The organism is Pseudogulbenkiania subflava DSM 22618 (assembly GCF_900177275.1).
Lineage (GTDB): Bacteria > Pseudomonadota > Gammaproteobacteria > Burkholderiales > Chromobacteriaceae > Pseudogulbenkiania > Pseudogulbenkiania subflava.
Map to the genome: position 1 here is coordinate 19350 of NZ_FXAG01000014.1, position 17400 is coordinate 36749.

At 59.4% G+C, this 17400-nt stretch carries 17 protein-coding genes; 13 read left to right on the forward strand and 4 right to left on the reverse strand.

Annotation, left to right across the window (positions count from 1 at the left end; genetic code table 11):
- Positions 1-92 precede the first annotated feature (92 nt).
- The 3 genes from B9N72_RS12925 to B9N72_RS12935 all read left to right on the forward strand — a co-directional run bounded on the left by B9N72_RS12925 (position 93) and on the right by B9N72_RS12935 (position 1264).
- On the forward strand, positions 93-707 hold the full coding sequence (locus B9N72_RS12925) for an RNA polymerase factor sigma-70 (RefSeq protein ID WP_085276291.1): 615 nt from the start codon (positions 93-95) through the stop codon (positions 705-707).
- Entirely contained in the window at positions 704-925 is a 222-nt protein-coding gene (locus tag B9N72_RS12930; RefSeq protein WP_200810937.1) for an anti-sigma factor family protein, read from the forward strand. The genes B9N72_RS12925 and B9N72_RS12930 overlap by 4 nt, the downstream gene beginning before the upstream one ends.
- Positions 926-1039: 114 nt before the next feature.
- The gene (locus B9N72_RS12935; RefSeq protein WP_085276292.1) at positions 1040-1264 is read left to right on the forward strand and encodes an SHOCT domain-containing protein; all 225 of its coding nucleotides are present in this window, start codon (positions 1040-1042) and stop codon (positions 1262-1264) included.
- A gap of 57 nt (positions 1265-1321) precedes the next feature.
- Here B9N72_RS12935 and B9N72_RS12940 read toward each other — a convergent pair whose 3' ends face one another.
- Entirely contained in the window at positions 1322-1774 is a 453-nt protein-coding gene (locus B9N72_RS12940; protein ID WP_085276293.1) for a hypothetical protein, read from the reverse strand.
- A 206-nt stretch (positions 1775-1980) separates the two neighbouring features.
- Here B9N72_RS12940 and B9N72_RS12945 point away from each other — a divergent pair, with 206 nt between their 5' ends.
- The 9 genes from B9N72_RS12945 (at position 1981) to B9N72_RS12985 (ending at position 13061) form a co-directional block, all read left to right on the forward strand.
- Positions 1981-2619, forward strand: coding sequence for a TIGR04282 family arsenosugar biosynthesis glycosyltransferase (locus B9N72_RS12945; RefSeq protein WP_085276294.1), 639 nt, complete (start codon positions 1981-1983; stop codon positions 2617-2619).
- A 61-nt stretch (positions 2620-2680) separates the two neighbouring features.
- On the forward strand, positions 2681-3718 hold the full coding sequence (locus B9N72_RS12950; protein WP_085276295.1) for a methyltransferase domain-containing protein: 1038 nt from the start codon (positions 2681-2683) through the stop codon (positions 3716-3718).
- Positions 3719-3752: 34 nt separating this feature from the next.
- Positions 3753-4844 carry an inorganic phosphate transporter gene (locus B9N72_RS12955; RefSeq protein ID WP_085276296.1) on the forward strand — a complete coding sequence of 364 codons (1092 nt, stop codon included), beginning with the start codon at positions 3753-3755 and terminating at the stop codon, positions 4842-4844.
- Positions 4845-4871: 27 nt separating this feature from the next.
- Positions 4872-5852: an arsenosugar biosynthesis radical SAM (seleno)protein ArsS gene (gene arsS, locus B9N72_RS12960; protein ID WP_085276297.1), complete on the forward strand. Its 981-nt coding sequence runs from the start codon at positions 4872-4874 to the stop codon at positions 5850-5852.
- Positions 5849-7990: an FAD-dependent oxidoreductase gene (locus tag B9N72_RS12965; RefSeq protein ID WP_085276298.1), complete on the forward strand. Its 2142-nt coding sequence runs from the start codon at positions 5849-5851 to the stop codon at positions 7988-7990. Before arsS ends, B9N72_RS12965 begins: the two co-directional genes overlap by 4 nt.
- Positions 7987-8664: a TIGR04283 family arsenosugar biosynthesis glycosyltransferase gene (locus B9N72_RS12970; protein WP_085276299.1), complete on the forward strand. Its 678-nt coding sequence runs from the start codon at positions 7987-7989 to the stop codon at positions 8662-8664. Before B9N72_RS12965 ends, B9N72_RS12970 begins: the two co-directional genes overlap by 4 nt.
- 481 nt (positions 8665-9145) lie before the next feature.
- Positions 9146-10690, forward strand: a complete 1545-nt coding sequence (locus tag B9N72_RS12975; protein WP_456107094.1) for a SulP family inorganic anion transporter — start codon at positions 9146-9148, stop codon at positions 10688-10690.
- Between the two features lie 10 nt (positions 10691-10700).
- Positions 10701-11558: a universal stress protein gene (locus tag B9N72_RS12980; protein ID WP_085276301.1), complete on the forward strand. Its 858-nt coding sequence runs from the start codon at positions 10701-10703 to the stop codon at positions 11556-11558.
- 243 nt (positions 11559-11801) lie between these two features.
- Complete coding sequence (locus B9N72_RS12985) at positions 11802-13061, forward strand: putative Na+/H+ antiporter (RefSeq protein ID WP_085276302.1); 1260 nt, start codon at positions 11802-11804, stop codon at positions 13059-13061.
- A 107-nt stretch (positions 13062-13168) separates the two neighbouring features.
- On the opposite strand, the gene B9N72_RS12990 is transcribed toward B9N72_RS12985, so the two are convergent.
- Positions 13169-14425 (reverse strand): IS4 family transposase, encoded by a 1257-nt coding sequence (locus B9N72_RS12990; protein ID WP_143477797.1) that lies wholly within the window; start codon positions 14423-14425, stop codon positions 13169-13171.
- 176 nt (positions 14426-14601) lie between these two features.
- On the opposite strand from B9N72_RS12990, the gene B9N72_RS12995 reads away from it, so the two are divergent.
- Positions 14602-14877, forward strand: coding sequence for a hypothetical protein (locus B9N72_RS12995; RefSeq protein WP_456107095.1), 276 nt, complete (start codon positions 14602-14604; stop codon positions 14875-14877).
- Between the two features lie 405 nt (positions 14878-15282).
- Here B9N72_RS12995 and B9N72_RS13000 read toward each other — a convergent pair whose 3' ends face one another.
- The gene (locus B9N72_RS13000; protein WP_085276304.1) at positions 15283-15852 is read right to left on the reverse strand and encodes an NADH-quinone oxidoreductase subunit B family protein; all 570 of its coding nucleotides are present in this window, start codon (positions 15850-15852) and stop codon (positions 15283-15285) included.
- Positions 15852-17399, reverse strand: coding sequence for a hydrogenase large subunit (locus B9N72_RS13005; RefSeq protein ID WP_085276305.1), 1548 nt, complete (start codon positions 17397-17399; stop codon positions 15852-15854). The genes B9N72_RS13000 and B9N72_RS13005 overlap by 1 nt, the downstream gene beginning before the upstream one ends.
- Position 17400: the final 1 nt, after the last annotated feature.

Here is a 17400-nt window from a genome sequence, read left to right on the forward strand (position 1 = left end):
AGGCTGCGATACGGTCGCGCATCGTCGGCAATGCATTGGATGTGTTTCCACCTATAGTGGGGCCAAGAACGAAATCGAGAAGAGGTCTGTAAATGAGCCATGAAAACGGCCAAGCCGCGTCGCTGGCATGGGATGCCCTGCACGACAGCAACTTTATCGAGGACTTGCGCCGGCAGATGCTCAAGTTCGCCACCTTGCAACTGGGCGATCGCCACGCGGCAGAAGACGCGGTGCAAGAGGCACTGATCGGTGCGCTGAAGAACGCCGGCTCGTTCGGTGGCAGGGCGGCGCTCAAGACCTGGGTACTGGCGATTCTGAAAAACAAGATCGCCGACATCCTGCGGCGCAATCAGCGCCTAGTCGATGCCAGCCGGCTGCTGCGCGAGGAAGAGGAAGGGGAAGATTTCACCTCGTTGTTCGATCGCAAGGGCTTCTGGCAGCCGGATGAGCGCCCGATCCCGTGGAGTGACCCAGTGGCATCGTTTCATCAGAAGCAGTTCTGGCAGATGTTCGAAGCCTGCCTCGAGCGGCTGCCGCCGCAACAGGCTCGGGTGTTCATGATGCGCGAAGTCGTCGAGCTGGAAAAAGAGGAGATCTGCCAAGCCGTTGGCATCACTGTCAGCAATCTGTTCGTGATGCTGCACCGGGCGCGCTTGCGCTTGCGCGAATGCCTGGAAAACAACTGGTTCGCTCAGGGAGTCCAATGATGTTGAACTGCTTCAATGCCACGCGCTTGCTTTCCGAATCGCTGGAACGCCACCTGGTCATCAAGGAACGGATGGCGCTCAACATGCATACGATGATGTGTTCTGGCTGTCGCAACTTCGGTAAGCAGATGCAGATGCTGCGGCTGATCGCTAAAACCTATGCGCACAAGCCGGACGAGGGTGAGTCGGAGCCAAGCGTTCCATCGCAGGATGTGTAGCATTCGCCGCCCCCAGCTTGCATGGCCATGCAAGGTTTTGAGCTGGATCACGGCCTTTCTGTGATGCCGAGCTATGAAGGTATCAGGTGAATGGAGTAGGAATAGGAGGTTGTGATGATGTCCTGGGGTTGTGGCGCAAGTTGGGGAATGGGATTCGGCTGGATCTTCATGATCCTGTTCTGGGGTCTTGCCGTGTTCGGCATCATCGCGCTGATCTGGCTGCTGGCCGGCCGCGGACTTCGACGGGGCTCAGCGCTCGAAATCTTGCAGAAACGCTATGCGCGCGGGGAAATCAATCAGGAAGAATACGAGCAAAAGCGCCGAGAGCTGCAAGAATAACCATCCTGACCGAGGGGCTGGCGTGGCGTGTGGGCCGGCTTATCCGAGACGACTGGCTTAGGCTGGCGGCTGTCGGTTTGCCCACCACCAAGTCGCAATAGGCACGATGACCCACTGCAGCAGCGGTGCCAGCCCCACTTCGATCACGGGCAATACCGGCATCCATGCGGAATACGCCCAACTCCCGCTGGCCAGATTGACTCGCTCGCTCAGCAGCGAATAGGTAACCGCAAGAACAACCGTTATCACATTGAGCTTTGTCCTCGGCCAGTTGACGGGCTCACCGGCGCCGCTCAGGATCATGGCGAGGATCAAGACCGTCGCTCCGATCATGACATCGCCCACGGTGCAATGCGCGACCGCAAAAGCGATCCACCCCACGCGCGGCGCTGCCCACAGTGTGTAAAGCGGCAACTGCACGATCTCCCAAACCAGACTGCAGAGCGCCAGACGCGGGAGATACCTGCGCAGAATAAACGACCAGGATTCGGGGTGCGCGTACCAGTTCATGGCAGTCTCTCCAGCGACTAAACGAAACGGTCAGTAGTCGTGCACCCCAACCCCTTTCTTACACCCGGATTTCCAGAATCGTCCTGCCAGCAAAATCGCCAAAGCTCGTGCGCACTGATGTAAGAACCTAGCCCTCCCGCACGACTACGGCTCATTGCTTGTCGATCAAGAGACAGGTGAATGAATGCTACGAGGGGAAGCCTACGATGCAACCGGTCAGAACCATCATTTTCGCCAAAGCCCCGCGCCCCGGGCTTGCCAAAACCCGCCTGATCCCGGCACTCAATGCGGAGGGAGCCGCCAACTTGGCGCGGCGCATGCTCGATAGCACGGTGGATAGCGCGCTGGCGGCCGAACTAGGGCCGATCGAGCTGCGGGTGACACCTGCTATCGACACCCCGGAGTGGCATGGTGTCACCCTGCCCAGCGCGGTTGCGATAGGGGAGCAAGGAGCCGGGGACCTGGGCGCTCGCCTTGCACGGGCCGCAGAGCAGGCCGTCGCGCGCGGCGAGACAGTGCTGCTGATCGGCACCGATTGCGTGGAAATGAGCGCGGCGTTGCTGCGCGAAGCGGCCGCTGCGCTGCGCCGGCACGATGCGGTGCTGTATCCCACCGTCGACGGCGGCTACGCCTTGCTCGGGCTCAACCGCTATCACCCGCTGCTGTTCTCCGACATTGCCTGGAGTACCGATACCGTCGCGTTCGATACCACTTGCCGCATCGCGAGGCTGGGTTGGTCGCTGCGGCAAGGCTCCATGCTGCACGACGTCGACGAACCGGCGGATCTGCGGCGGCTGCCCGCTGCTTGGGTGTCACCGGGTGGAGTCATCACGACCTCGGTGTAAGCAAACCGCGCCGGGTGGCGACCAAGGTGCATACCCGTCCGATTCCAAGGGAAGTTGAGTCATGCACGATATCGTCAAAGATTACTACGGCCACCAGTTGCAACACTCCGACGACCTGAAAACTTCCGCCTGTTGTGACCCCTCGCTAACGCCCGCATGGCTGAAGCCGCTCCTGGCCAGGGTCCATCCCGAAGTGACCGCCCGCTACTACGGCTGCGGCCTGGTGTGCCCGCCGCTGCTGGAAGGCTGCCGCGTGCTCGACCTGGGCTGTGGCGCCGGGCGCGATGTCTATGTGCTGGCGCAGCTTGTGGGCGAACACGGTCACGTGCTCGGGGTGGACATGACCGAAGAACAGCTCGCCGTCGCCGAACGCCACCATGCCTACCACAGCGAGCTGTTCGGCTTTGACAACGTGTCGTTTGCACAAGGCTACATCGAGAGTCTCGACGAGATCGGTCTTGCGAGCGCCAGCTTCGACGTGATCGTCTCGAACTGCGTGGTCAACCTGTCGCCGGACAAGCAGGCGGTGCTGCGCGAAGTCTATCGGCTGCTGAAACCGGGCGGGGAATTCTATTTCTCCGACGTCTACGCCGACCGGCGTGTGCCCGAGTCGGTGCGCAACGACCCGGTACTGTACGGCGAATGCCTGGGCGGGGCGCTGTACTGGAACGACTTTCTCCGGCTGGCCCAGCGCCACGGCTTTGCCGACCCGCGCCTGGTGACGGACCGCCCGCTGGTGATTGACGATGCGCAACTGGCCGAAAAAGCAGGGAGCATCCGCTTTTATTCGGCCACCTACCGCCTGTTCAAGCTGGACGGACTAGAAAACGCCTGCGAGGACTACGGGCAGGCGGTGATCTATCGCGGCACGGTGCCCCACCACCCGCACCGCTTCATGCTCGACAAGCATCATGACATCGAGGCTGGTCGCGTGTTCCCCGTGTGCGGCAATACTTGGCGCATGCTGCACGACAGCCGCTTCGGCCCGCACTTCGACTTCATCGGCGACTTCACGCAGCACTACGGCCTGTTCGAAGGATGCGGGAGCACTCTGCCATTCAGCCGGGAGTCCGTGCCCGTCAGCAGCGCCTGCTGCTGAACGGGCCACACCTTAGCGGCCAAAGGAAGACGAAATGGAATATCTGTTGATAGGCGCCGCCTTGCTCGTGGCTTTCAGTAACGGCGCCAACGACAACTTCAAGGGATTCGCCACCGTTTGGGGCTCGGATACCTTGAGTTATCGTAGCGCGCTCATTCTCGCTACCGTGGCCACGGTGGCCGGCAGCGCGGTGTCGCTGCTGCTGGCCGACACTCTGGTACAGCAGTTCTCCGGTAAGGGACTGGTGCCCGATGCCGTCGCCAGCGCACCGCTGTTCCTTGCGAGTGTCGGCGCCGGCACGGCATTGACGGTATTCATCGCCACCCGCGCCGGCTTGCCGATTTCCACCACCCATGCGCTGATCGGCGGCTTGATCGGAGCGGCGCTCGGCCAGCACGGCGGCGAGATCCATTACGCCAAACTGGCAGGCAGTTTCTTGTTGCCGCTGGTGACGAGCCCGCTGATCGCCGCCGCGCTCGGCCTGGTGATCTATCCCTTGGCGCGCCGGCGAGCGATGCAGAACCACTGCGCGTGCGTGCTGCCGCCCGTTTCGCTGGCGGAGCCGGCGGAAAACGGCGCCGTGCTGATGCAAGCTGCCGCGCCGGGTCTCATCATCGCGCCGCAAGCGCAGTGCGACACGCTGCCACAGCCGATGGCGCGCTTCTCGCTCGCCCGCCTGGCCGATCAGGTGCACACCCTGTCCGGCGCGCTGATCTGTTTTGCCCGCGGGGTGAACGACACGCCGAAGCTGGCCGCCTTGCTGCTGGCCTCGCATCTGTTCCAGGCGTCGGTCTCGGTGCTGGCGATCGCCGCGATCATGGCGGCCGGTGGGCTGCTCTACGCCCGTCGGGTTGCCGTCACGATGAGCCAGCGTGTGACGCGGATGGATAGCGCGCAGGGTCTGACCGCTAACCTGATCACCGCGGCCTTGGTGCTGCTTGCCAGCAAGCTCGGCCTGCCGGTGTCCACCACCCATGTCGCAGTCGGCGCGATCGCGGGCGTCGGTGCGGGCGCTCGCAGCATCGATTGGTCGACGGTGAACAACATCGTGCTGTCCTGGTTAGCCACCCTGCCGTTGGCCGCCGTGCTCGCTTGGCTGGCAACGCTGGCCGTGCGCACGCTGTAACAAAGAACAAAGAGAGGAGCACACTGAATGCATGCCACGCTGCCACTGCTGCAGAAAACTGACTTTCCCGCCATCCGCCGCACCACGCTAGACACCTTGCAGGTCAACCTGGGCTACAAGTGCAACCAGACTTGCGTGCACTGCCACGTGAACGCCGGCCCGAACCGCACCGAAATGATGAACCGGGACACTGTGGAACTGGTGCTGGCCGTGCTCAAAGCGCGCCGGCTGACCACGCTCGACCTGACCGGCGGCGCACCGGAGCTCAATCCGCATTTCCGTGATTTGGTACGCCACGCGCGCGCGCTCGGGGTCAAGGTGATCGACCGCTGCAACCTGACCATCCTGTTCGAGCCGGGCCAGGAGGATCTGGCCGATTTCCTGGCGCGCGAACAGGTAGAAGTGGTCGCCTCGATGCCGTGTTACGAAAAAGACAACGTCGACCGTCAGCGCGGCAACGGCGTGTTCGACAAGAGCATCGCGGCACTGCAAGAACTCAACGCACGCGGTTACGCCCGGCCCGGCAGCGGGCTTGCGCTCAACCTGGTCTACAACCCGCAAGGCCCGGTGTTGCCGCCGGATCAATCGAAGCTGCAGGCGGCCTATCGGCATGAGCTGTCCGAGCACTTCGGCATCCTGTTCAACCAGCTGTTCGTACTCGCCAACATGCCGATCCAGCGCTTCGGCAGCACGCTGGTTTCCAAGGGGCAGTTTGCCGGTTACATGCAACTGCTGCGCGACCACTATTGCCCGGCCAACCTGGACAATGTGATGTGCCGCCGCCTCATCAGCGTTGATTGGCAAGGGTTCCTGTACGACTGTGACTTCAACCAGATGCTGCACTTGCCGATGAAATGGCATGGCGTCCCCCATCCGCACTTGCTCGACTTGCTGGGGCAGGACCTGGTCGGACAGCCTATCGTGGTGGCCGACCACTGCTACGGCTGCACGGCGGGACAGGGCAGCAGCTGCGGCGGCGCCCTGGAGAATCGGGAGCACGTTGGATGAAGCCGACCAAGCTCGCCTTGTTGATTGTGCTGCTGGCTCTGCTGGCCGCCTTTTGGTGGCTGGATCTCGGCCATTATCTGAGCCTCGATTACCTCAAAGCCAGTCAAGCAACATTCCGGACGTTTTTTGGCCGACATCCATGGCTAACGCCGCTACTGTATGTAGCACTCTATGTGGCAGTCACCGGCCTGTCCCTGCCTGGCGCTGCCGTGCTGACGCTGGCCGGCGGCGCGCTGTTCGGTCTGGTGGAAGGCACGCTGTTGGTGTCTTTCGCCTCCAGCATCGGCGCCTTGTTGGCGTTTTTGCTGGCGCGCTACTTGTTTCGCGACAGCGTGCGGCAACGGTTCGGTACCAAGCTGGCGGTGGTCGAACAGGGCTTTGCGCGCGAAGGGCCGTTCTACCTGTTCGCCTTGCGGCTAGTGCCGCTGTTTCCGTTTTTCCTGGTCAACCTGGTGGCCGGCCTATTGCCGATCCGAGCCTGGACATTCTACTGGGTGAGCCAGATCGGCATGCTGGCGGGAACGCTGGCATACGTGAACGCCGGCACCCAGTTGGCAACGCTCTCCAGCGTGCGCGGGATCCTGTCGCCTGGCGTGCTGCTGTCCTTTGCCGCGCTTGGCATATTGCCGTTACTGGCTCGCAAGACACTATCCTGGTTCCGGCAGCAGCATGTCTATCGCAGATGGAGCAAGCCGCGCCGCTTCGACCGCAATCTGATCGTGATAGGCGGTGGTGCCGCTGGCCTGGTTTCTGCTTATATCGGTGCAGCGACCAAGGCCAAGGTGACATTGATCGAATGTCACAAGATGGGCGGGGACTGTCTGAATTATGGCTGTGTGCCGTCCAAGGCGCTGATCCGCTCCGCCAAGTTCCTGCACCAATGCCGCAATGCCTCAGCGCTAGGCATCCAAGCCGTCGAAACGAAATTCGATTTTGCCGAGGTTATGGGCCGGGTCGCCCGGGTGGTCAAAACCGTGGAGCCGCATGATTCGGTCGAACGTTACCGGCAACTGGGCGTCGAGGTCATCCACGGGCATGCGAACATCACTTCGCCATGGCAGGTCGAGGTCAACGGTCGCACGCTCACGAGCCGCGCGATCGTGCTCGCCACTGGCTCGCGCCCGGTCGTACCCACCATTCCCGGACTGCAGGAAGTGGGTTTTCTCACCTCGGAGACCTTATGGTCGCTGACCGAGCGGCCCGGTCGTCTGGTCGTGCTCGGCGGAGGGCCGATCGGCTGCGAGCTGGCGCAGGCTTTCGCCCGTTTCGGCAGCCAGGTCACCCAGGTCGTAAAGGAGGCGCGCCTGCTGAAGCGCGAGGACGAAGAGGTTTCACAATACGCGCGCGCGGCACTTGAACGCGATGGTGTGTCGGTTCTGACCGACCATCGGACGTTGCGAGTTGAATGCAACGGCAACAGCAAGCGGATGTGGCTGCGGCACGAAAACGAGGACGTCGCGATCGAATTCGACGTCGTTCTGTGTGCAGTTGGCCGGCAAGCGCGAACGGAAGGTTTCGGCCTGGAGGAGTTGGGTATTCCGATGACCGGGCGCAAGACCATCGAAACCGACGCCTATTTACAGACTCTGTATCCCAGTATTTACGCCTGCGGTGACGTAGCCGGGCCTTACCAATTCACCCATACCGCTGCCCATCAAGCCTGGTACGCGAGCATCAATGCCCTGTTCGGACGTTTCAAACGCTTCAAGGTCGATTATTCGGCGATACCTTGGGTCACGTTCACCGACCCGGAGATTGCCAAGGTCGGGTTGTCCGAGCAGGAGGCGTGCGAACAAGGCATCGCTTACGAAGTGACACGCTACAACATCGAAGACTTGGACCGGGCGATTGCGGATGAGGCTGCGGCAGGCTTCATCAAGGTGCTGACGCCGCCCGGCAAGGACCGCATCCTCGGCGTGGTCATCGTCGGCGCTCAGGCCGGCGAACTGCTCGCCGAATTCGTACTGGCGATGCAGCATGGACTCGGGCTAAACAAGATCCTCAGCACGATCCATCCTTATCCGACCTTGGCCGAGGCCAATAAACACGCGGCTGGCGAATGGCGGCGAGCGCACGTCCCGCAGAGACTGCTGGCCTGGGCCGAGCATTACCATGCTTGGCAGAGGTGGGGAGTATGAAACATCTATCAATCATCGTGCCCACCCTGAACGAGGCCGAACGAATTGAACATACGTTGTCGGCGCTGCAGGAATTACGCTTTCACGGTGCGGAGGTGATCGTGGTCGATGGCGGGAGCCGTGACGACACCGTGGCTCTCGCAGTGCCATGGGTGGATCGGCTGCTGCACTCACCCTGCGGCCGGGCGAACCAAATGAATGCTGGCGCCGCCGCGGCCGAAGGTGAAGTGCTCCTGTTTCTGCATGCCGATACGCTTCTGCCCAGTCGGGCAGACCGGCTGATTTTGGCGGCGCTTACCAAGAGCGGCCAGGTCTGGGGGCGCTTTGACGTGCATATTGCAGGCCGGCCAGGCATGCTGAGACTCATCGCCCACATGATGAACTGGCGTTCCCGATTAACGGGTATCGCGACCGGCGATCAGGCAATGTTCGTTCGACGTGATGTATTCGCTGAGATCGGAGGCGTCCCGGAACAGCCGTTGATGGAGGATATCGAACTATCGGTCCTCCTCAAGCGCATATCGCCACCGTTGTGCCTGCGATCGACCGTGGTGACTTCCGGACGGCGTTGGGAAACGCGCGGCATTTGGCGCACCATTTTGCTGATGTGGTTGCTTAGATTAGCCTATTTTCTGGGGGTGCCGCCGGAAGTGCTGGCTCGGTGTTATCGATGAGGAGAGGTTACAACTGTACTGTGAGTCGCCGTGCAACCCAAGGCTATCAAGGCTGATTACCAAGGTGGGGATGTTGAGGCTAGCGCATGAGCATTCTGACCAAGCCAGTTCTACAAATCGGGAAATGTGATCGCACTGGTTTCTCTTTCGATTCGGTCCATGGTTTGCATGAGCTCTCCCAGTAGCCGATGCATATCCCTGAGTTGATGCGATTCTTTTTTGACCTTATGTAGCTTAGCAGTTAGACTCCGTGCTCTTTCGTAAACTATTCAGCCACAGAATCTACAGTCCGATGTAGTTCGCTGCCTTACCCCTCTCTTGATTTCCCTACCGTTCCGGTAGGCGAATTCGCACGTCCGTCCCTTTCGGACACCCCCTTGTTTGTCATTTGTCGTTGCTTCAGACCGCTGAGCGGTCACTGTTGTGCTGCCCAATGTACGGTTCACCGTATCGATGGGGCTATGCTGCACGCCTTTTCGGCATGTCGGTTCAACAGGCAATCCCAACAATCCATGGCCCAGGCCATTCAAATGGAGAAGATATGTCTGTCAGTCACTTACGCCAGGAGTGGTTTTCCAATATTCGCGGCGACGTCTTGGCCGGTCTGGTCGTCGCGCTCGCGCTGATCCCCGAAGCCATTGCGTTCTCGATCATCGCCGGGGTCGATCCCAAGATCGGCCTGTACGCGTCGTTCTGCATCGCCGTGGTTATCGCCTTTGCCGGCGGCCGCCCGGGCATGATTTCGGCAGCCACCGGGGCGATGGCGCTGGTGATGGTGACACTGGTCAAGGACCACGGCCTGCAATACCTGCTGGCGGCCACGCTGCTGACCGGCCTGCTGCAAATCCTCGCCGGGGTGTTAAAGCTTGGTTCCCTGATGCGCTTTGTCTCTCGCTCGGTGGTGACCGGATTCATCAATGCATTGGGGATACTGATCTTCATGGCACAGTTGCCGGAGCTGACTAACGTCCCGTGGGTGGTCTATGCGATGACCGCGGCGGGCTTGGGCATCATCTATCTGTTTCCACTTCTTACGAAAGCCGTTCCCTCGCCGCTGATCTGCATCATTGTGCTGACCGCCGTCTCGATGGCACTGGGCCTCGACATCCGTACGGTAGGTGATATGGGAGCGCTGCCGGATAGTTTGCCGGTGTTGCTGCTGCCCAACGTGCCGCTTAACCTCGAGACACTGGCGATCATTTTCCCGTATTCCGCAACCTTGGCGGTGGTCGGTCTGCTGGAATCGATGATGACGGCCACCATCGTGGACGATTTTACCGACACCCCAAGTGACAAGAACCGCGAGGCGATGGGCCAGGGGATCGCCAACATTGCCTCCGGCATGCTGGGTGGCATGGCCGGTTGCGCCATGATCGGCCAATCGGTGATCAACGTGAAATCAGGTGGCCGCGGTCGTCTGTCGACGTTGGTCGCGGGCGTGGTGCTGTTGATCATGGTGGTATTTCTTGGCCCGTGGGTAAAGCAGATCCCGATGGCGGCGCTGGTGGCCGTGATGATCATGGTGTCGATCGGCACCTTCAGTTGGGAGTCGCTGCGCAACCTGCGTACCCACCCGCTCAGTTCTAGCATTGTGATGGCCGCAACCGTCGTGGTGGTGGTGGCCACGCATGACCTGGCCAAGGGTGTTTTGGTCGGCGTGTTGCTGAGTGGACTGTTCTTCGCCCAGAAGGTTGGCCGGATTCTCCATATCGGCTCGGCACTGGAAGACGAAGGACGGTGCCGACGTTACACCGTGACCGGCCAGGTATTCTTTGCCTCGACTGACCGCTTTTCGGCAGCCTTTGACTTCAAAGAGGCGATCGACAAGGTCATCGTCGATGTCAGCCACGCCCATTTCTGGGACATTTCGGCAATCAGCGCCCTTGACCGCATTGTGCTCAAGTACCGCCGGGAAGGCGCCGAGGTGGTGATTCTAGGCTTGAACGAAGCCAGTGCAACCATGGTGGACAAGTTTGCCGTACACGATAAACCGGATGCCGTTGAACGCCTGATGGGCGGCCACTGAGGAGATAACCATGACGACACGAGTCTTGGCATGCATTGATCATTCCCGCTATCAGTCCAGCGTATGTCAGTACGCCGCCTGGGCGGCCGCTCGCCTGATAGCGCCACTGCATTTGCTGCACGTACTGGATCAGCGCATGGCGGTGAGTGGCACCAAGGACTATTCCGGCAGCATCGGCCTGGGGGCGCAGGATGCGCTCCTTGCGGAACTGGCCAGCCTTGATGAACAGCGGAGCAAGTTGGCCCAGGAGCAGGGTAGACGCTTGCTGGAAGCGGGGAAAATCCAGGTTGCAACTGCCGGTTACATGACATCTGATGCTCGTCAGTGCCATGGGGGATTGCTGGAAACGCTGTCAGAGATGGAACCGAATGTCCGGTTGTTCGTGCTTGGCCGGCGTGGCGAAGCCGCCGAGTTGGCACCGGACCACATCGGCAGCAATCTGGAACGTGCCATCCGCGCGCTGCACCGTCCGATTCTCGTTGCACCTGAAACGTTCAACGCGCCACAGTCGGCGATGATCGCCTTCGACGGCAGCACCTCCACCCGCAAGGGGGTCGAGATGATCGCGGCGAGCCCGCTATTCAAAGGACTGGCATGTCACGTGGTCATGGCTGGGGCTGAAACCCCGGCCAACCAGGAGACGCTGGGCTGGGCTGGCACGATACTGATGCAGGGAGGCGTTAACGTCACCACCGCCCTGATCGCGGGCGAAGCCGAGATGGTACTCAGTACCTATCTGCGTGCGTTCGACTTGGACATGCTGGTGATGGGCGCCTACGGCCATTCCCGTATCCGCCACCTGCTGATCGGCAGCACAACGACCAACATGATCCGCACGGCACCGGTTCCGGTGTTGCTGTTGCGGTAACCATTTCACTCTGGGCCGCGAGGCCAAGGGCAAACAGAGCAGTAGCAACAAGCGACCTTGGGGGGCTTCGGCCCCCGTTTTTTAAAAAAACAGCGCTCTGCCGACTCATGGCAAAGCTGACGTCCAGCTTCGATGAGCAAGCAACTGCTAAAGTCTCGTCATGACCATCTGGTCCTCTGAAACAACAAGCACCAGGCATTGGATTAATGAACTATTTCAATTCGACATCCAAAGGGGGAGTCTGTGACACCTAGCATCATCCAGATCATCGGCGCAATGCTATTCGCCGTTGCCATCCTGCATACGTTCTCGACCAAGTTTTTTGAGCGGCTGGCACATACCCGCCCCACCCACGCCGGGCTGTGGCATCTGCTGGGCGAAGTCGAAGTCGTGTTCGGCTTCTGGGCCATGATCCTGATCTTGTGCATGTTCGCCGTCGAGGGCCGCGCAGCGGCAACCCAGTACCTGGATTCGCGTAACTTTACGGAGCCCATGTTCGTCTTCGCCATCATGGTGATCGCCGGGACCAAGCCTATCTTGCAGTTCGCCAGGTTCTGCGTACGTACAGTCGCCCAGTTCATTCCGTTGCCTAGTTCAATGGCGTTCTATTTCGCGATTCTCGCCCTGGTTCCCTTGCTGGGTTCGTTCATCACCGAGCCCGCGGCCATGACCCTCGCGGCCTTGATCCTGCGCGATAGCTACTTTTCCAAGGGGCTGTCGACCCGGCTCCGCTACACCACGCTGGGGGTCTTGTTTGTCAATATATCCATCGGCGGTACCCTGACGCCCTTCGCGGCGCCACCGGTCCTCATGGTGGCCGGTAAATGGGGGTGGGATATCTGGTTCATGATCACCGCTTTGGGCTGGAAAGCCGCCATCGCCGTCATCGTCAACGCCTTGAGTGCGACGTGGCTGTTCCGGCAGGAGTTGTCGCGGGTTTCATCCGGCCGCGATGCTTCTGAAGACAACAGCGTACCGGCGATCATGGTCGCGTTGCATCTGCTCTTTCTGGTGGGGGTGGTCGCCTTTGCCCACCATCCCGCCGCTTTCCTCGGCCTGTTCCTGTTTTTCCTGGGGGTTGCACATGCCTACCAGGATTACCAGGATCGTTTGATCCTGCGTGAAGGTTTACTGGTCGCCTTCTTTCTGGCGGGGCTGGTGGTGCTGGGCGGGCAGCAGCAGTGGTGGCTGCGGCCGGTATTGTTGGCGATGAGCAGCGATGCCGTATTCTTTGGCGCGACGTTTTTGACGGCGATCACAGATAATGCCGCGCTGACCTATCTTGGCTCACTGGTCGAGGGATTGTCCGACTCGTTCAAGTATGCGCTGGTGACGGGGGCCGTCACGGGGGGAGGGTTGACGATCATCGCCAATGCGCCGAACCCCGCCGGTGTGGCGATCCTGCGTGGCAACTTTGAGGATGAGGCGATTCATCCGATGGGGTTGCTTGTCGCAGCAATCCCACCGACCATCGTTGCCATTCTGGCGTTCCGCTTGCTTTGACAATGCAGAGAGAGGCGCGGCGGAGAATTGTGGCCTCGCTTGGCGTGCAAAAGAATGGGAGGGGGATCCCAATGCCGCGAAATTAAGCGATTCCATTATCGGAACAATTACTTATAGGCCCGGTGTGGGTGAGGTTTCTCTCGATCCGGCTTGCGTAGCGTGCCGCATCGCCCAAGCCGGCGGCGGGTGATCTTCTTGGCGATGAGCACCAGCAGAAGTTGGCATAGCGAGGTGCGCTGTTCCGGACTGGCCAGCAAACGTGGCAAGTGCAGGCGAATCAGGTGGCTGGCGTGCGTCAGGTTGACGCTGAAGGTATGTATTTCCGTCTCTCCCCGTTGCGACAGGGCGTCCATGGCGGCCAGTGTCGCCAGGTTGTGTAGCAGAATGGTAGCGTGGAATTCCTGCCGAATTGCCAGCGGGGTTTCGCCACCAAATTGCTCCAGCTTCAGCCGGGATTTGAGATGGCGGAAGGCTTCCTCGATTCGCCAGCGGCGATGATACAACTCGGCGAAGTCGGCGGCGGGATAGGCCGTGTCGTCCAGCAGATTGGTTGCCAGCACCTCGATCTGCCCACTGGGCAGCAGAACACGAACCAGCCGAAGCGAGAAGGGTTTGATCGGCAAGTCGTGCTGTTTGAAGGTCGGATGTTGCTCCTTGCCGGGATTGATGGCCACGATTGCGGAGACGCGACCGGAGGCGACAAAGCTTTTGACCGCCGTGTTGAATGAGGTGGTGAGCCGCATGCAGAAGGTATGGCCACGTTGGTTGAGCAGGGCAAACAACCAGTAGGCCGGGTAGCCACGATCCAGGACCAGCAGGTCGTCGCATTTCACCTGCTCCAGCTGCTCGACCAGCATGTCGCGCTCGCCTTTTGCGTCCGACGCGATGTCGGCGCGCAGCATCAGGCCGGTGGCGGTATCGCACAAACCCGCGCCGCGTGCCAGGCTGTAAAGCCCGCCCGGATAGTGATAGCAATTGAACCCCTTGTCTTCCGAGCGCGTATCGGGGTGTGTGGCCGGCAGCATCAGGGTGGTGGAATCGGCGGCCAGAACGCGATAGCCGTGCCATCGTGCCGTGGTGGGTGCGTCGGCGACGATGAGCTGGTTGAGCTCGGTAAATGCGGAAGCCTTCAGCTTCTTGCGCGCCATGCGAAACGCGTCGTCTCGAGCGATCCGGCCATCCGGAAGGTCGGTATGGGCGAAGAATTGATCCAGTTCGACCTGGAGTGAGCGCATCAAGGTGGTCAGCAAAACGCCGACGACGCGTTCGAAGGTAAAGAGGCTGCGGCGGGTGAAGTCGACTTCTTTACGGCGATGGCGATGAATAAAATCCTCGGAAGCTATGGTTTGAGTAATTTTATAGATCGATTGGGAATATAGGGGCCGAGGTGTTCATCGCTTTTGGGTATTAAGTCTTTGAATTAATGTTGACATTTTACCGCGAAACCAGCTCGGCTTGGCTTAATTTCGCGGCATTGACCCCCCACCCCCTGAAAAGACGGTAATCCAACAGCCAATCCTACTCCATTCGCTGATTTTACATTTTTGGGGGATGGGCAAAATTAGCCAACTTCGACACACGCGGCTTTATCAAGCTGGTCATCGAGGAAGGAAGCGGACGACTCATCGGCGTACAGGCTGTGGCCCCGGAGGCGGGCGAGCTGATCCAGACGGCGGTGCTCGCCATCCGCAACCGAATGACGGTGCAGGAACTGGCTGACCAGTTGTTTCCCTACCTGACGACGGTCGAAGGTCTGAAGCTCGCGGCGCAAACTTTCAGCAAGGACGTGAAGCAGCTTTCGTGCTGCGCCGGGTAAAGAAAAGGAGGTGTTCGATGAACGCCTACACGGTGTCCCGACTGGCCAACCGGGTAGTAGCAATCCTCAATCCCCTGCTTGGCTTTTTTGGCTAGATCCAGAAGCTCCTGCTTTTCATCAACGGTGGCTTAGAATAAATCCGACACGTGCCGATTGGAAAATGGCCAACAGATGTCATGGAGTTCCGAGCTGGAGGTTAGCCATGCATACGCCAGTCGATTACACAAAATCGAGCTCAATTATTCATCGTCTTGGACATAAAAAGGGCTTCATAGGGGGTGACATTATCCATCTCGTTCGAGTCAGCCATGTAATGGCTCATATTATTGGGAAAAGATACGAAACTAGTAAGCCATCGATTCCCGAGCGGGGAAAATATGAGCACAGGAAACCAATAACTGTGCGCTAGTTGTATCTAGGTGAGAACTGGCCATCCATGAGCCGATTTCTCTTAGATTGATCAGGGGGACGGCGCTGCACTGCGGTTAAAATCCCTCGCAAAATCTCAATCGGTTCAGGTGGGCAACCTGGCACGGCGACATCGACAGGTAAAACATTCGATACGCCTCCGCACGATGCATAGCTCTCTCCGAATATGCCACCGTTGCAACCACAATCACCAATGGCAACCACCAATTTGGGTTCGGGTATCGCCTCGTAGGTTCGGCGTAAAGCTGTCTCCATGTGACGCGAGACCGGACCAGTCACCAACAGCATATCGGCATGTCGTGGACTGGCCACGAACTTGATGCCCAAACCTTCGATGTTGTAGCAGGGGTTGTTAAGTGCTTGAATCTCTAGTTCGCAACCATTGCATGAGCCGGCATCCACTTGGCGGATCATCAGTGCTTGGCCGATGATTTGAAGGATTGCGGACTGAATGTGCTCAGCCTCAACACGGAGGGTATTGTCGACTTCGGGCGGATCCTCGCTACGGATACCAATGCGACCGATTTGTTTGAGAACGTACCACATCAGAGGTCATGTCCCGAGTAACTGAGATTGAACGATTTGTTGATGAGCGGAAAATCAGGCACGATGTTACCGATAATGGCGTGTTCCAGTGCTGGCCAGTTGTGCCAGGACGGATCATGGCAATGACATCTCCGGATTTCCCCATTATAGAGTTCGAGTGCAATCAGAACGTCGCCGCGCCATCCTTCTACCCAGCCTATTCCATAACCATGCAAATGGGCAAACTCATGCTTCGTCTGATGCATGATTTGAGGTAGGTGTTCGCAGATTTTCCGGATCAGCCGTAGAGATTCATAAATTTCTTCAAATCGAGTGATGGCACGTGCGGCGACATCGCCATTGCGGTGGGTGACCATTTGTACATCGAGTTGGTCATATGGCAACCACGGCTGGTCGGCGCGCAAATCATAGGATTGAGCGCTGGCTCTTCCCGCAAGGCCACATACCCCCAGTTCCGCCGCTAACGATGGAGGAACCCGGCCTGCGCCAATGAAGCGATCCTGTAGTCCGCCATGCTCTTCGTAAATAGAATGCAACAAATGCACGTCTCGTTCGACTTCATCACATTGACGTAACAATTCGTCGTGAGAGGCCTTGCTGAATGAGACATCGGCGCCACCTGGTACGATGCAATCCATCATGAACCGATGCCCGAATAGCTTCTTGTTTTGTCGAAGCCACGTCTCTTTCAGCAAGGAGAACTGGGAGAGTCCAAAAGCAAACCCTGCATCGTTACCGAGCGCGCCGAGATCCCCCAAATGATTTGCTATCCGTTCCCGTTCCAGCAGCAACGCGCGAACCCACTGAATTGATTCTGTCGTCTTGACTCCGACAACCGACTCCAGCGCCATGCAGTAGGCCCACGCATAGGCGACGGTGGAATCACCCGAGATGCGCCCGGCAAGACGATGTCCCAGCAAGGGCGGGGTCTGTTCGAACCGTTTCTCCACCCCTTTGTGGGTGTAACCGAGGCGCTCCTCCAAACGTAGAACTTTTTCCCCAACGACGGAGAAGCGGAAATGTCCTGGTTCGATGATGCCTGCATGTACCGGACCTACTGGGATCTCGTGTACGCCATCACCCTCGACCTGCGTGAATGCATATTCTTCGGCGGGATACTCAGGAAAATGTTCATCTCCCGTCGCCCCCTCGTGCAGTGGAAAGTAGTTGGCTGGCCAAGCATTGTGGCGTAACCACGGTCGAGTATCGGACACCCCCGTGGCATGCACCCCGAGCAGATCCGCCATTGCGCGCTGCATACGGGACGCGGCCGGAAATACGGTGGAAAGATCGGGGAAACCCGTTTCACTCTCCCCTAGGGGCAATGCTAGCCAAACCAGGCCTTCCTGAACGGCGTAGGCCGCAGAGATTACGAAGTGTCCGTCCCGTGAGCGTTGGTCAGTTCCCCAGACCGACAGTAACCGCCCCCCTGTTTCCTTCACTGCCATTGCGGCACCAACCCATTGTTTCAAATCGACTGATGCGCGCCACATAGGCAGCGGCGCCGGTAACCGTTCAAACTGCCCTTCGACTCCGCACAGTTTCATC